The organism is Sphingopyxis sp. PET50 (assembly GCF_025244705.1).
Lineage (GTDB): Bacteria > Pseudomonadota > Alphaproteobacteria > Sphingomonadales > Sphingomonadaceae > Sphingopyxis.
Window position 1 is genome coordinate 1,851,922 of record NZ_CP104207.1, and the last position, 17,342, is coordinate 1,869,263.

14 protein-coding genes, 2 tRNA genes and 2 pseudogenes are annotated in these 17,342 nt (G+C 66.2%); 6 read left to right on the forward strand and 12 right to left on the reverse strand.

Features of this window, described 5'->3' with window-relative positions; genetic code table 11:
* Positions 1-166: 166 nt before the first annotated feature.
* Positions 167-1,360, reverse strand: coding sequence for a hypothetical protein (locus N0A20_RS09720; protein ID WP_260583737.1), 1,194 nt, complete (start codon positions 1,358-1,360; stop codon positions 167-169).
* Here N0A20_RS09720 and N0A20_RS09725 point away from each other — a divergent pair.
* Positions 1,326-2,720 carry a sensor histidine kinase gene (locus N0A20_RS09725; protein WP_260583738.1) on the forward strand — a complete coding sequence of 465 codons (1,395 nt, stop codon included), beginning with the start codon at positions 1,326-1,328 and terminating at the stop codon, positions 2,718-2,720. The two genes, N0A20_RS09720 and N0A20_RS09725, sit on opposite strands and share 35 nt — an antisense overlap.
* Here the strand turns inward: N0A20_RS09725 and N0A20_RS09730 are convergent.
* The gene (locus N0A20_RS09730) at positions 2,706-3,323 is read right to left on the reverse strand and encodes a response regulator (protein ID WP_260583739.1); all 618 of its coding nucleotides are present in this window, start codon (positions 3,321-3,323) and stop codon (positions 2,706-2,708) included. The two genes, N0A20_RS09725 and N0A20_RS09730, sit on opposite strands and share 15 nt — an antisense overlap.
* Positions 3,324-3,478: 155 nt before the next feature.
* Positions 3,479-3,564: transfer RNA gene (locus N0A20_RS09735), tRNA-Tyr, on the reverse strand.
* A 52-nt stretch (positions 3,565-3,616) separates the two neighbouring features.
* Here N0A20_RS09735 and N0A20_RS09740 point away from each other — a divergent pair.
* A complete protein-coding gene (locus tag N0A20_RS09740) occupies positions 3,617-4,417 on the forward strand; it encodes a TrmH family RNA methyltransferase (RefSeq protein ID WP_260583740.1) in 801 nt (266 codons plus the stop codon).
* A gap of 404 nt (positions 4,418-4,821) precedes the next feature.
* On the opposite strand, the pseudogene N0A20_RS09745 reads toward N0A20_RS09740, so the two are convergent.
* A pseudogene (locus tag N0A20_RS09745) lies at positions 4,822-5,137 on the reverse strand (2Fe-2S iron-sulfur cluster-binding protein).
* 102 nt (positions 5,138-5,239) lie between these two features.
* Here N0A20_RS09745 and N0A20_RS09750 point away from each other — a divergent pair.
* Positions 5,240-5,857, forward strand: coding sequence for a DNA-3-methyladenine glycosylase family protein (locus N0A20_RS09750; protein ID WP_260583741.1), 618 nt, complete (start codon positions 5,240-5,242; stop codon positions 5,855-5,857).
* A 204-nt stretch (positions 5,858-6,061) separates the two neighbouring features.
* On the forward strand, positions 6,062-7,048 hold the full coding sequence (locus tag N0A20_RS20100) for a GNAT family N-acetyltransferase (RefSeq protein WP_312846626.1): 987 nt from the start codon (positions 6,062-6,064) through the stop codon (positions 7,046-7,048).
* A gap of 228 nt (positions 7,049-7,276) precedes the next feature.
* On the opposite strand, the gene tig is transcribed toward N0A20_RS20100, so the two are convergent.
* Together tig and N0A20_RS09770 are read right to left on the reverse strand one after the other, a co-directional pair.
* The gene (gene tig / locus N0A20_RS09765) at positions 7,277-8,854 is read right to left on the reverse strand and encodes a trigger factor (RefSeq protein WP_260583744.1); all 1,578 of its coding nucleotides are present in this window, start codon (positions 8,852-8,854) and stop codon (positions 7,277-7,279) included.
* 60 nt (positions 8,855-8,914) lie between these two features.
* Positions 8,915-8,999: transfer RNA gene (locus tag N0A20_RS09770), tRNA-Leu, on the reverse strand.
* 147 nt (positions 9,000-9,146) lie between these two features.
* On the opposite strand from N0A20_RS09770, the gene N0A20_RS09775 reads away from it, so the two are divergent.
* Positions 9,147-9,368: a hypothetical protein gene (locus N0A20_RS09775; RefSeq protein ID WP_260583746.1), complete on the forward strand. Its 222-nt coding sequence runs from the start codon at positions 9,147-9,149 to the stop codon at positions 9,366-9,368.
* Between the two features lie 14 nt (positions 9,369-9,382).
* Here the strand turns inward: N0A20_RS09775 and N0A20_RS09780 are convergent, their stop codons facing one another.
* The 6 genes and pseudogenes from N0A20_RS09780 to gatC all read right to left on the reverse strand — a co-directional run bounded on the left by N0A20_RS09780 (position 9,383) and on the right by gatC (position 15,740).
* Positions 9,383-9,979, reverse strand: a complete 597-nt coding sequence (locus tag N0A20_RS09780) for a hypothetical protein (RefSeq protein ID WP_260583747.1) — start codon at positions 9,977-9,979, stop codon at positions 9,383-9,385.
* Complete coding sequence (locus N0A20_RS09785; protein WP_260583748.1) at positions 9,976-11,109, reverse strand: M48 family metallopeptidase; 1,134 nt, start codon at positions 11,107-11,109, stop codon at positions 9,976-9,978. Before N0A20_RS09785 ends, N0A20_RS09780 begins: the two co-directional genes overlap by 4 nt.
* Positions 11,109-12,008, reverse strand: a complete 900-nt coding sequence (locus N0A20_RS09790; protein ID WP_260583749.1) for a hypothetical protein — start codon at positions 12,006-12,008, stop codon at positions 11,109-11,111. The genes N0A20_RS09785 and N0A20_RS09790 overlap by 1 nt, the downstream gene beginning before the upstream one ends.
* A gap of 244 nt (positions 12,009-12,252) precedes the next feature.
* A pseudogene (gene gatB / locus N0A20_RS09795) lies at positions 12,253-13,720 on the reverse strand (Asp-tRNA(Asn)/Glu-tRNA(Gln) amidotransferase subunit GatB).
* A gap of 107 nt (positions 13,721-13,827) precedes the next feature.
* Positions 13,828-15,309, reverse strand: coding sequence for an Asp-tRNA(Asn)/Glu-tRNA(Gln) amidotransferase subunit GatA (gene gatA / locus N0A20_RS09800; RefSeq protein ID WP_260583750.1), 1,482 nt, complete (start codon positions 15,307-15,309; stop codon positions 13,828-13,830).
* 128 nt (positions 15,310-15,437) lie between these two features.
* Complete coding sequence (gatC, locus tag N0A20_RS09805) at positions 15,438-15,740, reverse strand: Asp-tRNA(Asn)/Glu-tRNA(Gln) amidotransferase subunit GatC (RefSeq protein WP_260583751.1); 303 nt, start codon at positions 15,738-15,740, stop codon at positions 15,438-15,440.
* Positions 15,741-15,951: 211 nt separating this feature from the next.
* On the opposite strand from gatC, the gene N0A20_RS09810 reads away from it, so the two are divergent.
* Positions 15,952-17,211: a DUF3089 domain-containing protein gene (locus N0A20_RS09810; RefSeq protein ID WP_260583753.1), complete on the forward strand. Its 1,260-nt coding sequence runs from the start codon at positions 15,952-15,954 to the stop codon at positions 17,209-17,211.
* Positions 17,212-17,342: the final 131 nt, after the last annotated feature.

The following is a 17,342-nucleotide window of genomic DNA, read 5'->3' on the forward strand; positions in this document are numbered from 1 at the left end:
GCATACCGGCGCGCTTCCGGGTCGAGCTGGTGCGCGGCGCGCGCGCCTTGGCGGCCTGACCCGGTCCAGACAGGACGAGGTCGGCACGACCCGACGGGTCGTGCCGGCCTCCAACCGCCGGAACCGAAACAGATCGGGTCGCAAGATCGGAAAACGGTTCGGGCGGCTATCCGGTCATCGGCCGCGCGATCACTCCGCCCGGCCCTGTCCCGCTTGCTAATTTCCGCCCGGGCCAGGCGTCTACCCAATGTTTTTTGGGATGGTGCTCAGCCCCCGCTTTGGTTAAGCAATCCTTATCCCGACCGCACAGTGAGACCCCGTGCGGGCCCGGACGCGGCGGCGGCGGAGTGGGGGCCGTCCGTCGTCGCGAGCTCTTTCCGGCCTGCGGGCCGCGATCCTCCTTTCCCAATGAAAATTGACTTTCCCGGGCGTGCGCGCGACAGATTCGGCGGGATGTCGCAGCTTTACCGGCCCATACGATTCTGGTTCGCCCTGCTGGCCGTCCTGCTGGCGGGCGCTTTGCCGTCGAATGCCGCCGCCGCCGATATTCCCATCGTCGAACTTCGTGCCGGACACGACGCGCCGCCGCTGGCATCCTATCTGCGCTATCGCATCGACGGAGCCGAACCGCCCGGGACGGCACCCGCCGACCTGCTCGCCGAGCCCGCTGCAGCGCGTCACCGGCTCGACGATCCATTTCGGCCCGCCGGGGCGCAAGACCATGGTCGTGGTGCGCGTCCGCAATGCCGGCGACAAGCAGGGCAGCTGGATCTTCACCACCGGGCGCGGGTCGCTCGCCTATTTCCGGCTCTACGAGGTCGCGAACGGCAAACTCGACCTGCTCGTCGACGGGTCGGACCCCGATGCCGCCGGTGACAATCTGCAGACCTATCAGGCGTTCAGCACCGAATTCGTCCTCGATGCCGGTCAGGAGAAATTGCTGCTGATCGACTTCCTGTCGGAAAATTCGACCTATCTTCCGCTCAAGATCAACAGCTACGGGACCTTCTTCAAGGAACGGCGCGCCAATATCGCGATGGTGTCGGGCGTCGTGTTCGGGGTCGTCGTGCTGATCCTGCTCAACTTCCTCTTCTTCTCGATCACCGGGCACCGCGAATTCGTCTGGCTGGCGGTGGCGCAGGCCTTTTTCGCGCTCAACACGGTCCATTCGGAAGGCTATTTCACCATCTTCTTCCTTGCCGACCACCCGCTCGTGGGGGTCGCGATCGAGGATGTCTTCAAATGCGGCTTCGCCGCCGCGATGGCGCAGTTCGGCCGCAGCTTCATCGACACGCTCGGCGCATTTCCCGCGGAGCGACCTGTCCTTGCGCATCCTGATCGGCGCCGCGCTGCTGATCATGCTGCTGCAGCCCGCGCTGACGCTCTATCCGCCGGCGATGCGGCAGGCGCTGCACATCGGCGGTTGGCTCGTCGCGATCGGCGTCGCGCTGTTCCTTCCTTTCGTCGGTTTCGCGGCGATGCAGCAGCTCGGCCGCCAGCTCTGGCCGCTGTTCGTCGGCTGGGGCAGCCTTGCGCTCTTCATCGTCTATTCCGCCATCGCGTCGATGGGGATCTTCGCCTGGCTGCCGATCAACTGGCATCTCGCCGGACCCGTCGGGCTGTTCGAATCGATCATGGTGACGCTCGCGCTCGGGCTCAATCTCAAGAAGATCCAGAACGACAAGCTTGTCGCCGACCGCAATTATGCGCGCTCGATGACCGAACGGCTGGAGATCAGCGAACGCGCGGCGCGGCTCGCCGAGGAAAAGGCCTTCGCGCTCGAAACGGTGAACAGCCAGAACGCCCTGCTCCACGCCTCGGGGCACGACAGCAAGCAGGTCATCCTTGCGCTCAATACCGCGATCGACGTGCTGAAGCGCGGCGACGACCGGGGCGCGAACGCCGACCTCACCGACATGCTGCAAAGCTCGTCGGCCTATCTCAGCCAGATCGTCTCCACCACCATGTCGGGCGCCAGCATCGTCGGCAGCGAAACCCCCTTCGTCGCACTCAGCGCCTTCGAGGGCCGCGCGCTCGTCGAGCCGCTGCAGATGATGTTCCGGACCCCGTTCGCCGACAAGGGGCTGACACTGGAAACGCGCGTCGAGGGCGATGTCACGATCCTCTCCGACAAGCCCTTGCTCATGCGCGCGCTCACCAACCTGCTCGGCAACTGCTACAAATATACCGCGACCGGCGGCGCGCGCGTCACCCTGTCGCGCGAGGGCGGGCAGGCGGTGATCCATGTCGCCGACAGCGGCCCCGGCATGGCGCCCGGCATCGTCGCCGCGCTGAACGGCGGCGCCGCGACGCGGCTGCGCGCCGACGAGGGCAGCGACGGGACGGGATCGGGCTTCCGGTCGGCCAAGCGGCTCGTCGCGCTGCTCGGCGGAACGCTCGACATCGCCGCCGCGTCGCGCGAAGGAACCGATGTGCGCATTGTCCTGCCGCTGGCCTGCGGCGCGGTGACGCCCTGCTCCGCCGAGGATCTTCGGGCCGGGCTCGACCGGCGCCTGCTGCTCGACTTCGACCAGCGCCAGACCTTCGACGCGGCGCTGGCCGGAACCGTCCTCCCGCGCGAGCGGATCATCGCCCTGACCTACGACGACACCACCGTCACGCGCGGGCGGCTCGGCGAGATCGTCGGCATGATGATCATCAAGCCGGTGTGCCGCGAACTGCTCCGCCACCCGCTGCTCGGGCCGTCAGATCAGCCTTAGCTCCTGCGCCCGCTCGACGATCTTGCGATTGTTGGCGACGTCGAGCTTGCGGCGCAATTCGGCGATATGGAAAGAGACGGTCGGCTGGGCGATCGCCAGCCGGTAGGCGATCTCCTTGTTGCTCTCGCCCTCCGCCAGATAGTGGAGGATCGCCATCTGCCGCGACGACAGCGCGACCGGCGGCGCCTGGAACTTGCCGAGCGCCTCCGCCATGTACGGCGAGACGAAGATGTCGCCGGCGAGCGCGGCGTCGCACGCGGCGACGATCTGGTCGGTGGGGTCGGACTTGCTGACCACTGCCCGCGCGCCGAGCTTCAGCGCATAGTCGATCTCATGGAGCAGCGTCTCGCCGGTCAGGATGATGACCGTCATGTCGCGCGACCCGACGATCTCCGCGAGCACGCTGATCCCGCGCACGTCGGGCAGGTTGAGGTCGAGGATCACCAGATCGACCGGCTGCGACTGGACGAAGGCGCCCACCATCGCCCCGCGGTCGAGCGCGCCGACGACGGCATAGCGCTCGTGCGCCGCGAACAGCAGTTTCAGCCCGCTTTGCGTGATGCCATGATCGTCGACGATCAGGATGTTGTGCTTGCCGGTCACCGCGATCCGCCCTCAGCCCCTGTCGGCCGATGATGCCCCGCGACCGCGTCGCATATCAACCTGAATAAATTCGGGTCCGCGGCACCGCCCGCCGCCACGGCGCGCGGATGCGGGCTGAGCGGAGATTCGCCGCTTCGTCGTCGCTGTCTTGGTGATGGTGGACAGGGCTGGATTCGAACCAGCGTACGGAAACCCGGGCAGATTTACAGTCTGCTGCCTTTAACCACTCGGCCACCTGTCCATGGGGTCCGCGTTGGGAAGCGGTCCAATGGCGAAACGATACTTGCCTGTCAATGGCAGTCGTGGGAAAGGCCGCGCATTATGCGTCAATTTTCCCGCCATCGCCGCCCTTCCGGCCCGTCGCCCAGGGGCCAGGCCCCGCGTTTCTGGGGGCCAAGCACGCCGTTCTCGCCGCGCTCGCCAATCCCGAACGCACCGTCAAGCGTGTGTGGGGCACGCGCGAGGCGCTCGGATCGCTCGACCTGCCGCCGGTGGTGCCGATCAGCTATGCGGAGGTCACCGACCTCGCCCGCCTCGTGCCCCGCGACGCGCCGCACCAGGGGCTGGTGATCGAGGTCGACCCCCTCGACAGCCCGTGGCTCGGCGACATATTGCAGGACGAGGTCGACAATGAGCGCAAGCGCCCGCTTGTCATCCTCGATCAGGTCACCGACCCGCACAATATCGGCGCGGTGCTGCGTTCGGCCGCCGCCTTCGACGCCGCGTGCATCGTCACGCAGGATCGCCACAGCCCGCCCGAAAGCGGCGTCATCGCGCGCTCGGCGTCGGGCGCGCTCGAAACCGTGCCGTGGGTGCGCGTCGTCAACCTGTCGCGCGCGCTGGAAGAGATCGCCGAGGCGCAATATTGGCGCATCGGGCTGATGGGCGACACCGAAACGACGCTTGGCTCGACGCTCGACGGCAGCAAGGTCGCGCTCGTGCTCGGCTCCGAAGGCGACGGGATGCGCTACAATGTCATGGAACATTGCGACGTGCTGGCAAAGCTGCCGATCTCGCCGCGCATGGAGAGCCTGAACATCTCGAACGCCGCGGCGATCGCGCTCTACGCGGTCGCGACGGCGGGAACACGCTAACAGGAAAGGACCGTATCGCCGAGCGAAGACGAGGGGCTCGTTCGAGCGAAGCGAGAACCAGCGCCGCTGCAGCCTCGACTACGCTCGGCAGAGCCCCTCGTCTTTGCTGGGGGAATCGGCTTTCGTTTTGCGATCATATCCTTTGCAAACCGAAGCAGCCTGTCGGGGTCGGGGTGAGGAGCGGAGGTTCGGATAAACGCCACGCCCTCCCCTTCAGGGGAGGGCAGCGAGACTTACGAACTTGTTCGTTAGTCGCAGCGGGTGGGGTCCATCGGCCTCGCGCAAGGCCGATGGACCCCACCCCAACCCCTCCCCTGAAGGGGAGGGGCTTTATGGACGCTCCCGCCCGATACCCGCCGGTCAGCGAGCGAGTTTGCAAAGGACAAAATGGCCTTTCTTTTGGCTCAATCCTCCGCCGCGATCCGCACCTTCAACCCGTCCATCGCCTCGGTGAAGGGCAGCTGGCACGACAGGCGCGAGGTCTCGTCGCGGTCGGTGGTCGAGATCGAGCAGATCGTTCTCGTCCTCGCTCATCGCGGGCAGGTCGCCCGCCGCGACCTCGACATGGACGTGGCAGGTGGCGCAGCTGCAGCAGCCGCCGCACAGCGCGAGCAGTTCGTCGAAACCCGCGTCGCGGATATTTTCCATCACGGTCAGGCCGGTGTCGCCCTCGATCTCATGTTCGGTCCCGTCGCGCGTCACCACAATCAGCTTGGCCATGCTCGTCCCCATATCGTTTGATTCGCATGGCCTATGTCGCGCGTTGCGCGGCAAATCAAGCGCTGCTAGTGAGACAGGTGAAGAACAAAAAGGGAATATCGCATGGGCCTGACGCAGGAACAACTGAACGCCGGAATCGACGCGCTTGCCGGGGTCGAGCCCGGATTCGCGCGCGCGCTCGGCCATGCCGGCTATCCCGAACCGCGCATCCGCGCGCCCGGCTATACCACGCTGCTGCGCACCATCGTCGGCCAGCAGGTCAGCGTCGCCGCCGCCAATTCGATCTGGAACAAGCTGGAGGCGGGATTCGGCGAGGGGTGTCCCGCCGAGGTCATGGCCGCGGCCGAGTTCGATGCGCTGCGCGCCTGCGGCCTGTCGGCGCAGAAACAGGGCTATGCCAAGAGCCTCGCGCAACTGGTGATCGACGGCGAATTGCGGTTCGACGCCCTCCCCGCCGATGACGAGGAAGCGATCGCCCTGCTGACGCGGGTCAAGGGCATCGGCCGCTGGTCGGCCGAAATCTACCTGCTCTTCGCCGAAGGCCGCCCCGATGTCTGGCCCGCGGGCGACCTCGCGGTGCAGGAGGCAGTCGGCCGCATCCTGGGACTCGACGCCCGCCCGAGCGAAAAGGCGATCCGCGAGATCGCCGAAGCCTGGCGCCCCCACCGCGGCGCCGCGGCGATCTTCAGCTGGCATTGCTATAATATGGCGGTGATCTAGCAATGCCTCATCCTGCTCTCGTCATTCCCGCGAAAGCGGGAATCCGGCTTCCTTCTTGTCGTTCTTCTTTGTGCCTTTGCGCCTTTGCGTGAGATTTTTCTGATTTCACGCAAAGGCGCAAAGGCACGAAGAAGAGAAGAGCCGGGTTCCCGCTTTCGCGGGAATGACGATAGGGAAGGCAGGATTGGATTCGGAGCCCTGATCATGACCACCACCCGCGACATCGTCACCGCCTATTACGCCGCCTTCAACGCGGGCGACACCGACGCGATGCTCGCGCTCGTCGCCGACGATGTGCGTCATGACGTCAATCAGGGCGAACCGCGCCACGGCAAGGCGCTGTTCGCCGAGTTCAACGCGCATATGACGCGCTGCTACCGCGAACGGCTCGGCAACCTGACGATCTTCGCAGAGGGCAACCGCGCCGCGGCCGAATTCATTGTGAACGGCACCTATCTCGCGACCGACGACGGCCTGCCCGAAGCCACCGGCCAGACCTATGTCCTGCCCGCTCGGCGCCTTCCTGTCGGTGAACGGCAACGGGCTGATCGACCGGATCACCACCTATTACAACCTCGCCGACTGGCTGCGGCAGGTCGGCGCATGACGGTCGGCATCGCGCCCGTAACGGGCGCCGCGCTCGCCGGCGTGCTCCCCGCGCTCGCACGGCTGCGCATCGCGGTGTTCCGTGACTTCCCCTATCTCTACGATGGCGATGCCGCCTATGAGGCCGATTATCTCGCCGGCTTCGCCGCCGCCGAGGGCGCGGTGGTCGTGATAGCGCGCGACGGCGACGCCATCGTCGGCGCCGCCACCGCCGCGCCGCTCGCCGCGCAGGACGAGGCCTGGCAGGCCCCGCTCGCCGCTGCGGGCTTCAACGTCGCGCGGACTTTTTATTTCGGCGAATCGGTGCTGTTGGAGCGCTATCGCGGTCAGGGCATCGGCCATGCCTTCTTCGACCACCGCGAGGCGCAGGCGCGCGCGCATGACGCATCGCACGCCGCCTTCTGCAGCGTCATCCGCGCCGAAGACCACCCCGCCCGTCCGCACGGGCACCGCCCGCTCGACGCCTTCTGGCGCGGGCGCGGCTATGCGCCGCTGAACGGCGTGACAGCGTGGTTCGACTGGAAAACGGTGGGCGGCAGCGGCGAGGAGCGGCACCAGCTGCAGTATTGGACGCGGGCGCTTTAAAAGCCTCGCACAAAGCCACAAAGCCGAAAAAAAATCCGTTTGTGCTGAGCTTGTCGAAGCACCGTTCTTTTCTTGCGGCGTCACAAAGAAAGAACGGCCCTTCGACAAGCTCAGGGCGAACGGAGTGGAGGTGCCTTTGTGCCTTCGTGCCGTTGTGCGAGTCCAAAAACGAAAAAGGCCGGGCGGAGCATCCTCCACCCGGCCTTTCCTGTCTCTAACGCGCGAAGCTTATTTCTTCGCCGCGGCCTTCTTGGCCGGAGCCTTCTTCGCGGCCGGCTTTTCCTCGGCCTCGGCCTTCGGAGCCGCGGCCTTCTTCGCCGGCGCCTTCTTGGGCTCGGTCTCGCCCTTTTCTTCCTTGGCTTCTTCCTTCACCGCGTCCTTCTTGGCGGCGGGCTTCTTCGCCGCCGCCTTCTTGGCGGGCTTGTGGTCGTGATCATGGTCGTGACCGCAGCCCGGGCCGTGGACGTGGCCGCTGTCGTCGTCGGCTTCGATCGCCGCCTCGATTTCCTCGCGGGTCACCTCGCGCTCGCTGATCTCGGCCTTTTCGAACAGGAAGTCGACGACCTTGTCCTCATAAAGCGGGGCGCGGAGCTGGGCCGCGGCGAGCGCGTCCTGCTGCACATATTCGACGAAGCGCTGGCGGTCTTCGGGGCGATATTGCTGTGCGGCCTGCGCGACGAGGCGCTGCATTTCCTGCTGCGACACCTGCACGCCATGCGCTTGGCCGATTTCCGACAGGAGCAGGCCCAGGCGGACGCGGCGCACCGCGATCGCATGATATTCGTCGCGGTCTTTCTCGAGTTCGGCCTTCGCCGCCTCGACATCCTCCTCATGGCTCGCTTCATGCTCGAGCTGCTGCCAGATCTGGCCGAATTCGGCCTCGACCATCGTCGGCGGCACGTCGAAATCGTGCGCGGCGGCGAGCTGGTCGAGCAGCTTGCGCTTCATATAGGTGCGCGTCAGGCCGTTATGCTCCTGCTCGACCTGGTCCTTCATGATCTCCTTGAGCTTGTCGAGGCTCTCGAGACCCAGCGATTTGGCGAAGTCGTCGTCGATCTTCGACGCGGCGGGAACCTTCACTTCCTTCACCGTCACGGCGAATTCGGCGGCGGCGCCCTTCAGGGTCTCGACCGGATAATCTTCGGAGAAGGTCACCTTGACGGTCTTTTCGTCGCCGGCCTTCACGCCGACGAGCTGGTCCTCGAAGCCGGGGATCAGCTGGCCCGCGCCGATTTCGACCGCCATATCCTCGCCGGTGCCGCCGTCGAAGGCGACGCCGTCGACGCTCCCTGCGAAGTCGATGATGACCTGATCGTCGGCCGCGGCCTTCTTCGTCTTCGGCGCTTCCTCGAACCGCTTCATCTGCGCGGCGAATTCCTCGATCTTGGCCATGACCGCGGCGTCATCCGCGGGAACGGTCAGGCGCTCGAGCTTCAGCCCCTCGATCGACGGGGCCTCGATGACCGGCAGCACCTCGAGCGCGACGGTGATTTCGGCGTCCTTGCCCGTTTCATAGCCTTCGTCCAGCGTGACTGCGGGCTGCAGCGCGGGGCGCAGCTTTTCGCTCGTCATCAGGTCGCGCACGCTCGCCTCGATCGCCTTGTTCAGCGCGTCGGCCGACAGCGCGGCGCCGTGCATCTTGCGGATCAGGTTCGGCGGCACCTTGCCGGGACGGAAACCGGGCATGCGCACCGTCGGGGCGATGCTCTTCACCTCGTCATCGACGCGCTCGTCGATGTCCTTGGCGGTGATGGTGACGCGATATTCGCGCTTCAGGCCTTCGTTCAGCGTTTCGACGGTGTTCATTGCCTTGATCTTGTCCTTGCTCAAAATTCTCGATTTTCCGGCCCGGCTTGCTGGTGAAACTGGTGCGGGCGAAGGGACTCGAACCCCCACATCTTGCGATACTGGTACCTAAAACCAGCGCGTCTACCAATTCCGCCACGCCCGCTTGGGAAGCTTCGGCCGGATGCACGAAAACGCGCGCAAAGCCGCGCACGCCCGTGCGGGCCGCGCGGGGCTATAGCAGACGCGCGCCCAAGGGCAAGGCCCGGAACGCCGCGACGTGGCGCGCGTTGGTCGGATAAGGAGACGAACCATGACCGCCTATAGCGCCAGCCTGCACGTCCACGCCGCCGACCCGCTGCCCAAGCCCAAGCCCGACACGATCGAACCGATGGCGCCGCCCGAAAATCCGGTCCAGCCGACCCCGGTCGAGGACCCGGCAGGCCAGCCCGTCGAAATCCCGGGAAGCCCGGGCGGCGGCGACATCGACCAGCCCGGCCGCGGGCCGAGCGAAGTGCCGCCGGGGCCGGGATAGCGTGCCCCCGCTGCTTAGATTTTCACCGTATCGAGCAGCTTGTTCACCTTCGCCGCGTCGCGATCGAAATAATGGATCGAGGGGGCGACGAAGCTGACCAGATAGAGCTGGCCGTTCACCACCGCCGCCTTGGCGATGCCCTTGCGCGGCAACTGGTCGCCTTCGACCGCATAGGTGAAGGCGAAACGCACCGCATCGTGCCCGCTCATCTTGTCGGGCTCGACCTTGTCGATCTCGAACAGCGAGGTCTGCAGCGCGGTGCGTGTCGAGGATTCGAAAAATTCGACCACATCGGGCAGCAGCATCGCCTTGCTGAACTTCGGCAGCGGCCGGTCCTTCTTGGCAATGTCGCGGAATAGCGTCTTGCCCTCGGCCAGCCCGGCCACGAAATAGAGCTCGTTCAGCGAGGTCCCGTCGAGCGTCCAGACCTCGCTGGTCTTGATCGGCCGCGCCGTCCAGCGATTCCAGTCCTCCCCGGGCGTCACCGTCATGCCGCTTTTGGCGACCGCGACCGGCTGCCCCGCGGGCACCAGCTTCCATCCGGCCAGCGCCGGCGCCACCGGCAGCGCGGCTGCGATCAGCGCGGCGATGACTATCCTTTTGCGTATCATGTCGGCTCCCCTGCAAGCATCACCATCATCCCCCGATCCTCGGCATCGGGCGCGCGGCGCAGATATTCGTGAATTTCCTTCCGGTCGGCGTCGGCCTCACCATTCTTGATCAGCGACAGGCCGAGTCCGCGCCAGATTTGCGGCATGGTACCGCCCGCCGCGACCGCATCGCGGTAAAAGCCCGCGGCTGCCCCGAAATCGCCGGCTTGCGCACGCCGCCGGTAAAGTTCGCCGCGCGCGAAGAGCAGTTCGGCGGTCCATCCGCCCTCGGCGAGCTGCTTCAGCAGATATTCGGATGCCCCGAAATCGTTGAGTTTCGCCTGGTCGTCGAAAAAATCGGCCCAGAAGGGGGCAAGCGCGGCGCGATAGCGGTCGGTGCCGAGGTCGCGCGCGGCGGCGGGATGCTCCGCCGCGAGCGTCTTCAGCGTATCGACCCGCTCGGCGGTCGGCGGGTGCGTCGCGAGCAGCCCGCCATTCTTGTCCTTGCGGCTCTTCGCCTTCCGCTCGATCGCGGCCGCGTCCATCTCGTCGCGCAGGCGGCTCCACACGCGCGTCGCCGCCGCCGGATCGTAACCGCCCTTGACCAGATAATCGATCGACTTCGCGTCGGCGTCGCGTTCCATTTCACGGCTGAAGCTGAACATCGACATGCCGATGCCGAGCTGGGCGACGAAGCCGAAGGGCACGAACCCCAGCCAGGCCGCCGCGTTGGTTTTTTCGCGGATGTTATGGAACAGGCGCAGCGAATGCTGCTCCCTGTAATGCGCGAACTCGTGCCCCAGCACGGCGGCCAGCTGCGCCTCATTCTCCATGCGCAGCAACAGTCCCGACCACACCTGCATCATGCCGTTGGGCGCCATCGACGCGTTGAAATAGGGCGTGCGCATGATGTAGATGCGCGCCTCGCCGCATTGCTCCTCGCCCACTTCGCGGCACAGCACGCCGCGCACATAGTCGTTAAGCGCCTTGTCGCGGATCACGAAGTCGGACGTCTGCAGCTTGCGCTCGGCCTCGTCGACCTGCATCCACAGCCCGCGCTCGACGGGGTCCTGCGGCGTATGGGGCGCCGCCGCCGCGGTGGGTGGCAGCAACAGGGCCGCAGCCAGCGACAGACGGCGAAAGCCGCGCATCACTTCGCCGCGAGATCGGTCGCCGGCGCGGTCTTTTCCCCCGGCCGCGACGGCATGCCGGCCATGATCGCGTCGATCATCGTCCCCGCGCCCTCGGCCTCGCGCACATCGCCTTTCGATCCGCGCAGCAGGTTGAACCAGACGATGTTGCCGGTGTCGAGTTCGACCAGCGAGACATAGGCGACATGCTGCCCGCCCGACACGATGATACAGGCGCCGATCAGGCAGCCGAGCGCGCCCATCACCTGCATCGCCTTGCGCGAATCGCTGGCGAACTGGTCATAGGTCATGACGAACAGCCCGTAATTGGCGCCCGACAGCTTGCCGAGATCGGCGGTGCCCGGCCCCAGCGTGTAGGCGAAATCCTCCTTCTTGGTCGGCAGCTTGCCGCCCGCCAGGCCGTATTTGTGCGCGATGATCGCGCCGACGACCGCCGAGTGCAGTCCCTCGTAATCGGCCACCAGATTGGCGTGCACCTTGCCGTCGGGCGCCGCCTCGGCGGTCGCCAGGGCGTTTTGCTCGGCCGAACAGTCGGGCGCGACCGGTGCCGGAACCTCGGCGGCCGCGGCCGCTTCGGCGACCATCGCGGTCTCGACGCCGGCGCTTGCCGCTGCGGCGGGCAGCGGCACCGGCGCCGCCCTGCACGCCGCGAGCGCCTCCTGTGCCTTGCCAAGCGCCGCGACGCGGGCGGCCTCGGTTTCGGCGAGCCGGTCCTCCATCATCACGAAGTCGATATTCCGCGCCTGCAGCTTGGCGCGCAGCGCCGCGGTGATCTCCTTGCGCGCCGCGTCGGTCCAGTCGGCGTTGGGCTGCGGCAGCCCGCCACCCTGCAACTCGCCGACATCGACGTCGGGCCGCATCAGCGTGATGCTGACGGGCTTGTCCGTGCGGCAGCGCATAGCCCTGCAGCGCGAAGTCCTTCGTCCCGGCCCATGCCACGGACGACAGCGAAACGGATGCCAAAACGGCACCCGTGAACAGCAATTTACGCAATGCGACCCCCGTCTTCCCCCAAAACAGACAGGGATTAGCTAACCGAGTTTCCCAATTCGGCAAGAGGGAAAATTTGGCGCCAAGACATCATCTTGCGCTGGTCCGGTTCTATTGCGGCCCGCGCGCGGGCCGCCGCCCCTTGCCCTTCGGTCACCCCAGCGCCTTCTTCAGCAGTTCGTTGACCACCTGCGGGTTCGCCTTGCCCTGCATCGCCTTCATCGTCTGGCCGACGAAGAAGCCGAACAGGGCTTCCTTGCCGCCCTTGTACTGCTCGACCTTGTCGGCATTGGCGGCAAGCACCCTGGCGATCTCGGCCTCGATGGCGCCGGTGTCGCTCGTCTGCCTCAGCCCCTCACGATCGACGATCGCGGCGGCGCCGTCGCCGGTTTCGAGCATCTTTTCGAACACCTGCTTGGCGATCGTGCCCGAAATCGTGCCGTCGGCGACAAGCCCGAGCAGTTCGGCGGCCTGCGCCGGGCTGACCGGCAGAATCCGAAATGTCGCGGCCCAGCCGGTTGAGCGCCCCGAACAATTCGCTCGTCACCCAGTTCGCGGCAGCCACCGGCTTCGCGCCCGCTTCCAGCAGCGCGTCGAACCAGCGCGCCGCCTCGACCTCGGCGGTCAGCACTTCGGCATTATAGGCCGAAATCCCCTCGGCCAGATAGCGCGCGCGCTTGGCGTCGGGCAGTTCGGGCAGGCTCGCCCGGCATTCGTCGAGGAAGGCATCGTCGAGTTCGAGCGGCAGCAGGTCGGGATCGGGGAAGTAGCGGTAATCATGCGCATCCTCCTTCGACCGCATCGAGCGCGTCTCGTTGCGGTCGGGGTCATAGAGGCGTGTTTCCTGCACGACCGTGCCGCCCCTTTCGATCAGTTCGACCTGGCGCTTCGCCTCACCCTCGATCACCGCCATCACGAAGCGCACCGAATTGACGTTCTTCGTCTCGGTACGCGTGCCGAATTCGTCGCCGGGCTTGCGGACCGAGACGTTGACGTCGGCGCGCATCGAGCCTTCCTCCATATTGCCGTCGCACGAGCCGACATAGCGCAGGATCGAGCGCAGCTTGCGGACATAGGCGCCCGCCTCGGCGGGCGAGCGCATATCGGGACGCGAGACGATCTCCATCAGCGCGACGCCCGACCGGTTGAGATCGACATACGACATCGTCGGATGCTGGTCGTGCATCAGCTTGCCCGCGTCCTGCTCGACATGGATACGCTCGATCCCGATGCGCTTGGGTTCGGGAATGCCCGCCTTTTCGTCGGCCTCGATCGTCAGCGAACCTTCGCCGACAAGCGGATGATAAAGCTGTGAAATCTGGTAACCCTGCGGCAGGTCGGCATAGAAATAATTCTTGCGGTCGAAGCGCGACCATTTGTTGATCTGCGCGTCGATCGCCATGCCGGTGCGCACCGCCTGGCGGATGCACTCGCGGTTCGGCACCGGCAGCATGCCGGGCATCGCGGCGTCGACGAGCGAGACCTGCGTGTTCGGCTCGGCCCCGAACGCCGTCGCGGCGCCCGAGAACAGCTTGGCGTTGGAGGTGACCTGCGCATGGACCTCGAGGCCGATCACAACCTCCCAGTCGCCGGTTTCGCCCTTGATCGTGTAATTGCTCATTACCCTAAATTCCGTTCGTCCTGAGCTTGTCGAAGGACCGTCCTTCTTCAAGCGTCGGATAGAAAGTACGGCCCTTCGACAAGCTCAGGGCAAACGGGATAGAAAAACTACCACCACTTCTCCACCCGCGCCGTAAACCCCGCGCGTTCCTCGATCGCCAACCCGGCATTCAACACGCCCTGCTCGTCGAAAGCCCTGCCGATGATCTGCAGTCCCAGCGGCAGCCCTTCGCGGTTCAGCGCCGCGGGGACCGACATCGCGGGAAGACCCGCAAGGCTCGCGGGCACCGCGAACACGTCGTTGAGGTACATCGCCAGCGGATCGGCGGTCTTTTCGCCGAGGCCAAATGCCGCCGACGGCGCGGTCGGCGCGAGGATCACGTCGCAGCTTTCAAAGGCGGCGGTAAAATCACGCGAAATCAGCGTCCGCACCTTCTGCGCCTGGGTGTAGTACGCATCATAAAATCCGGCCGACAGCACATAGGTGCCGATCATGATCCGCCGCTTGACCTCGGGCCCGAAGCCGTCGGCGCGCGTCGCGGCATACATATCCTGCAAACCGGCCCCGTCGGGCAGGTCGCGCAGACCGTAACGCACGCCGTCATAACGCGCGAGGTTCGACGAGGCTTCGGCGGGCGCGATGATATAATAGGCCGGCAGCGCATATTTGGTGTGCGGCAGGCTGATCTCGACGACCTCGGCCCCCGCATCCTTCAGCATCGCGATCCCCGCTTCCCACATCGCGTCGATGTCGGGGTCGATGCCCTCCAGCCGATATTCCTTGGGAATACCGACCGTCTTGCCCTTGAGATCGCTCGACAAAGCCGCTTCCCAATCGGGCACCGGCAGGTCGAGGCTCGTCGCGTCCTTCGGATCGAAGCCCGCCATATTTTCGAGCATGATCGCGCAGTCGCGCACGTCGCGCGCCATCGGCCCCGCCTGATCGAGCGAGCTTGCGAACGCCACGATGCCCCAGCGCGAGCAGCGGCCATAGGTCGGCTTGATCCCCGAAATGCCGGTGAAGGCCGCGGGCTGGCGGATCGAGCCGCCGGTGTCGGTCCCCGTCGCCGCGGGGCACAGCCGCGCCGCGATCGCCGACGACGACCCGCCCGACGAACCGCCCGGCGCGAGCGCGGCATTGCCGCCGTCCTTGCGCCGCCACGGCGAAATGACATTGCCGAAATAGCTCGTCTCGTTCGACGACCCCATCGCGAACTGGTCGAGGTTCAGCTTGCCGAGCATCCCCGCGCCCGCGTCCCACAATTTCTGCGAAACCGTCGACTCATAGCGCGGCACGAAACCTTCGAGCATATGGCTCGCCGCGGTCGTCTGGACGCCGTTGGTCGCGAACAGGTCCTTCATCCCGATCGGCACGCCCGACAGCGGTTTGAGCGTCCCCGCGGCGCGGTCGGCGTCGGCCTGCTTCGCCGCCGCGAGCGCATGCTCGGGGGTCTCGACGATGAACGCGTTGAGCGCCTTCGCGCCCGCGACATTGGCGCTGAACGCCTCGGCGACCTCGACGGCCGAAAAATCGCCCGCGCGGTGGCCGTCGCGGATCTGCGCGACCGTTAGATTGGTAAGATCAGTCATGTCTTTTCACCGTTCCCCGGCGAAGGCCGGGGTCCAGGGCGGCGAAGCGCCCAATTTTTCGTTTCTCGATCCCGGATCGGTCGCGGCTACGCCGCTGTCCGGGATGATCGAATGATGCCGTTCCGTCCTCATTCGATCACCTTCGGCACACCAAAGAAACCGTGCTGCGGCGCGGGTGCATTGGCGAGAATATCGTCGCGGCGGTTGCCGCCGGTCAGCGGGTCGGCGTCGATCACATCGTCGCGCAGCCGCAGCTTGTTCGGGATCACAGCGGTCATCGGCTCGACCCCTGTCACGTCGACCTCGCCGAGCTGTTCGACCCAGCCCAATATGCCGTTCAGTTCGCCTTCCATCGCGGCGGCCTCCGCATCGCTGATCGCGATGCGCGCCAGCGACGCGATTTTCCTTACCGTTGCCTGATCTATCGCCATTCATCTTGCCTTTGCGGGAGAAGCTGCGCCGCTAGCACCCTCACCCGATTGCTTCAAGGTGGCGCCCGGCGAAACCGCCGAAACATTCGCCATCGCGGCGAATCGAGCCCGGTCCCGCTTGCGGCGGCGCCAGCCGTACCCCACATCCGGGCTTGTCTATGCCGCGCTCGCAAGCCAAACAGCGCACCGAACCGCCCCCCATGGAGCCCCAATGGCCCGCAAATTCCTCTACCTCATCGCCATCGTCATCTTCCTCTTCCTGGGTGTCGGCCTGGCCTATCAGTTCGCCCCCGGCTGGTTCGCGCGCACCGCGCTGGTGCCCAGCACCCAATTCGTCGAACAGACGGCGGCGGCGCCCAATGCCTATGACGATCCGAAGATGTGGTTCGCGCGCCCGGGGCTCGAAAACGACCCGTCGGGCTGGCGCCCCCCCGAAACCGGCGGCGATGGCCGCGCCCCCGACAGCGCAAAAGCGGCGAGCGACAAGCTGATTCCGCCCGCCAACGCCGCGACGACGGGCGCGGGATTGTCCGCAGCGACGGCGCCAAAGGGCGACGCCGCGATCTTCTTCGTCCACCCCACCAGCTATTACAGCCGGTCGAGCTGGAACGCGCCGCTCGACGACCGCGACGCCAACCATCGCGCGACGCTGTTCATGCAGGGCATGGCGAGCGCCTTCGGGGATGCCGGCGAGGTCTGGGCGCCGCGCTACCGGCAGGCCACCTTGGGAGCCTTCCTCGCCGAGGACCGCGTCACCGCGGGCAAGGCGATCGACGCCGCCTATCGCGACGTCGAACAGGCGTTCGACGCCTTCGTCGAGGGCATCCCGGCGAACAAGCCGATCATCCTCGCGGGCCACAGCCAGGGCGCGCTCCACCTCACCACCCTGCTCAAGAACCGCATCGCGGGCACCCCGCTCGCGAAGCGCATCGTCGGGGCCTATGTCATCGGCTGGCCGATCAGCGTCGATACCGACCTCGCCGGCCTCGGCCTCCCCGCGTGCGCGACGCCCGAGCAGAAAGGCTGCATCATCAGCTGGGCGAGCTTCGCCGAGCCCGCCGACCCGTCGATGGTGCTCGACGCCTATGACGGCACCGTCGGCTTCGACGGCCGTCCGCGGGCGGGCACGCGGATGCTCTGCACCAATCCGCTGACCGGCATTCCCGACACCGCGGCGAAGGCGAAGGCCAATATCGGCACGCTCAAGCCGATCGACGGCTTCAAGGGCGGCGCGCTGGTCGCGGGCAAGATCGGCGCGACATGCGACGACACACGCGGCCTGCTGATGATCGGCAAGGCCGACATCGCGAAGGATTATGCGCCGAGCTACGTCCTGCCGGGCAATAATTACCATGTCTTCGACATCACCCTCTTCTGGGCCAATCTCCGCGCCGACGTGCTGCGCTGCGGCTGGCGACCTACGAAGGCAAGCCCTCGCCGGTACCGCCGGCGGCGGAGCCGGAGCCGGTGACGCCGAAGGCGCCTGCACCGGCCGAAAAGGCGAAATCCTAAGCTCGTCATTGCGAGCGAAGCGAAGCAATCCAGAGTGAGCGTAAACCGCCCTGGATTGCTTCGCTTCGCTCGCAATGACGAAGGTTTGGA

Coding starts and splice junctions, on each gene's coding strand:
- N0A20_RS20100 (WP_312846626.1), top strand. CDS start 6,062: ATGACCACCACCCGCGACATCGTCACCGCCTATTACGCCGCCTTCAAC.
- N0A20_RS09740 (WP_260583740.1), top strand. CDS start 3,617: ATGGCAGTCGTGGGAAAGGCCGCGCATTATGCGTCAATTTTCCCGCCA.
- N0A20_RS09780 (WP_260583747.1), bottom strand. CDS start 9,979: ATGATACGCAAAAGGATAGTCATCGCCGCGCTGATCGCAGCCGCGCTG.
- N0A20_RS09790 (WP_260583749.1), bottom strand. CDS start 12,008: ATGCGCTGCCGCACGGACAAGCCCGTCAGCATCACGCTGATGCGGCCC.
- tig (WP_260583744.1), bottom strand. CDS start 8,854: ATGAACACCGTCGAAACGCTGAACGAAGGCCTGAAGCGCGAATATCGC.
- N0A20_RS09810 (WP_260583753.1), top strand. CDS start 15,952: ATGGCCCGCAAATTCCTCTACCTCATCGCCATCGTCATCTTCCTCTTC.
- N0A20_RS09785 (WP_260583748.1), bottom strand. CDS start 11,109: ATGCGCGGCTTTCGCCGTCTGTCGCTGGCTGCGGCCCTGTTGCTGCCA.
- N0A20_RS09775 (WP_260583746.1), top strand. CDS start 9,147: ATGACCGCCTATAGCGCCAGCCTGCACGTCCACGCCGCCGACCCGCTG.
- N0A20_RS09720 (WP_260583737.1), bottom strand. CDS start 1,360: ATGATCAGCAGCGCGGCGCCGATCAGGATGCGCAAGGACAGGTCGCTC.
- N0A20_RS09750 (WP_260583741.1), top strand. CDS start 5,240: ATGGGCCTGACGCAGGAACAACTGAACGCCGGAATCGACGCGCTTGCC.
- gatA (WP_260583750.1), bottom strand. CDS start 15,309: ATGACTGATCTTACCAATCTAACGGTCGCGCAGATCCGCGACGGCCAC.
- gatC (WP_260583751.1), bottom strand. CDS start 15,740: ATGGCGATAGATCAGGCAACGGTAAGGAAAATCGCGTCGCTGGCGCGC.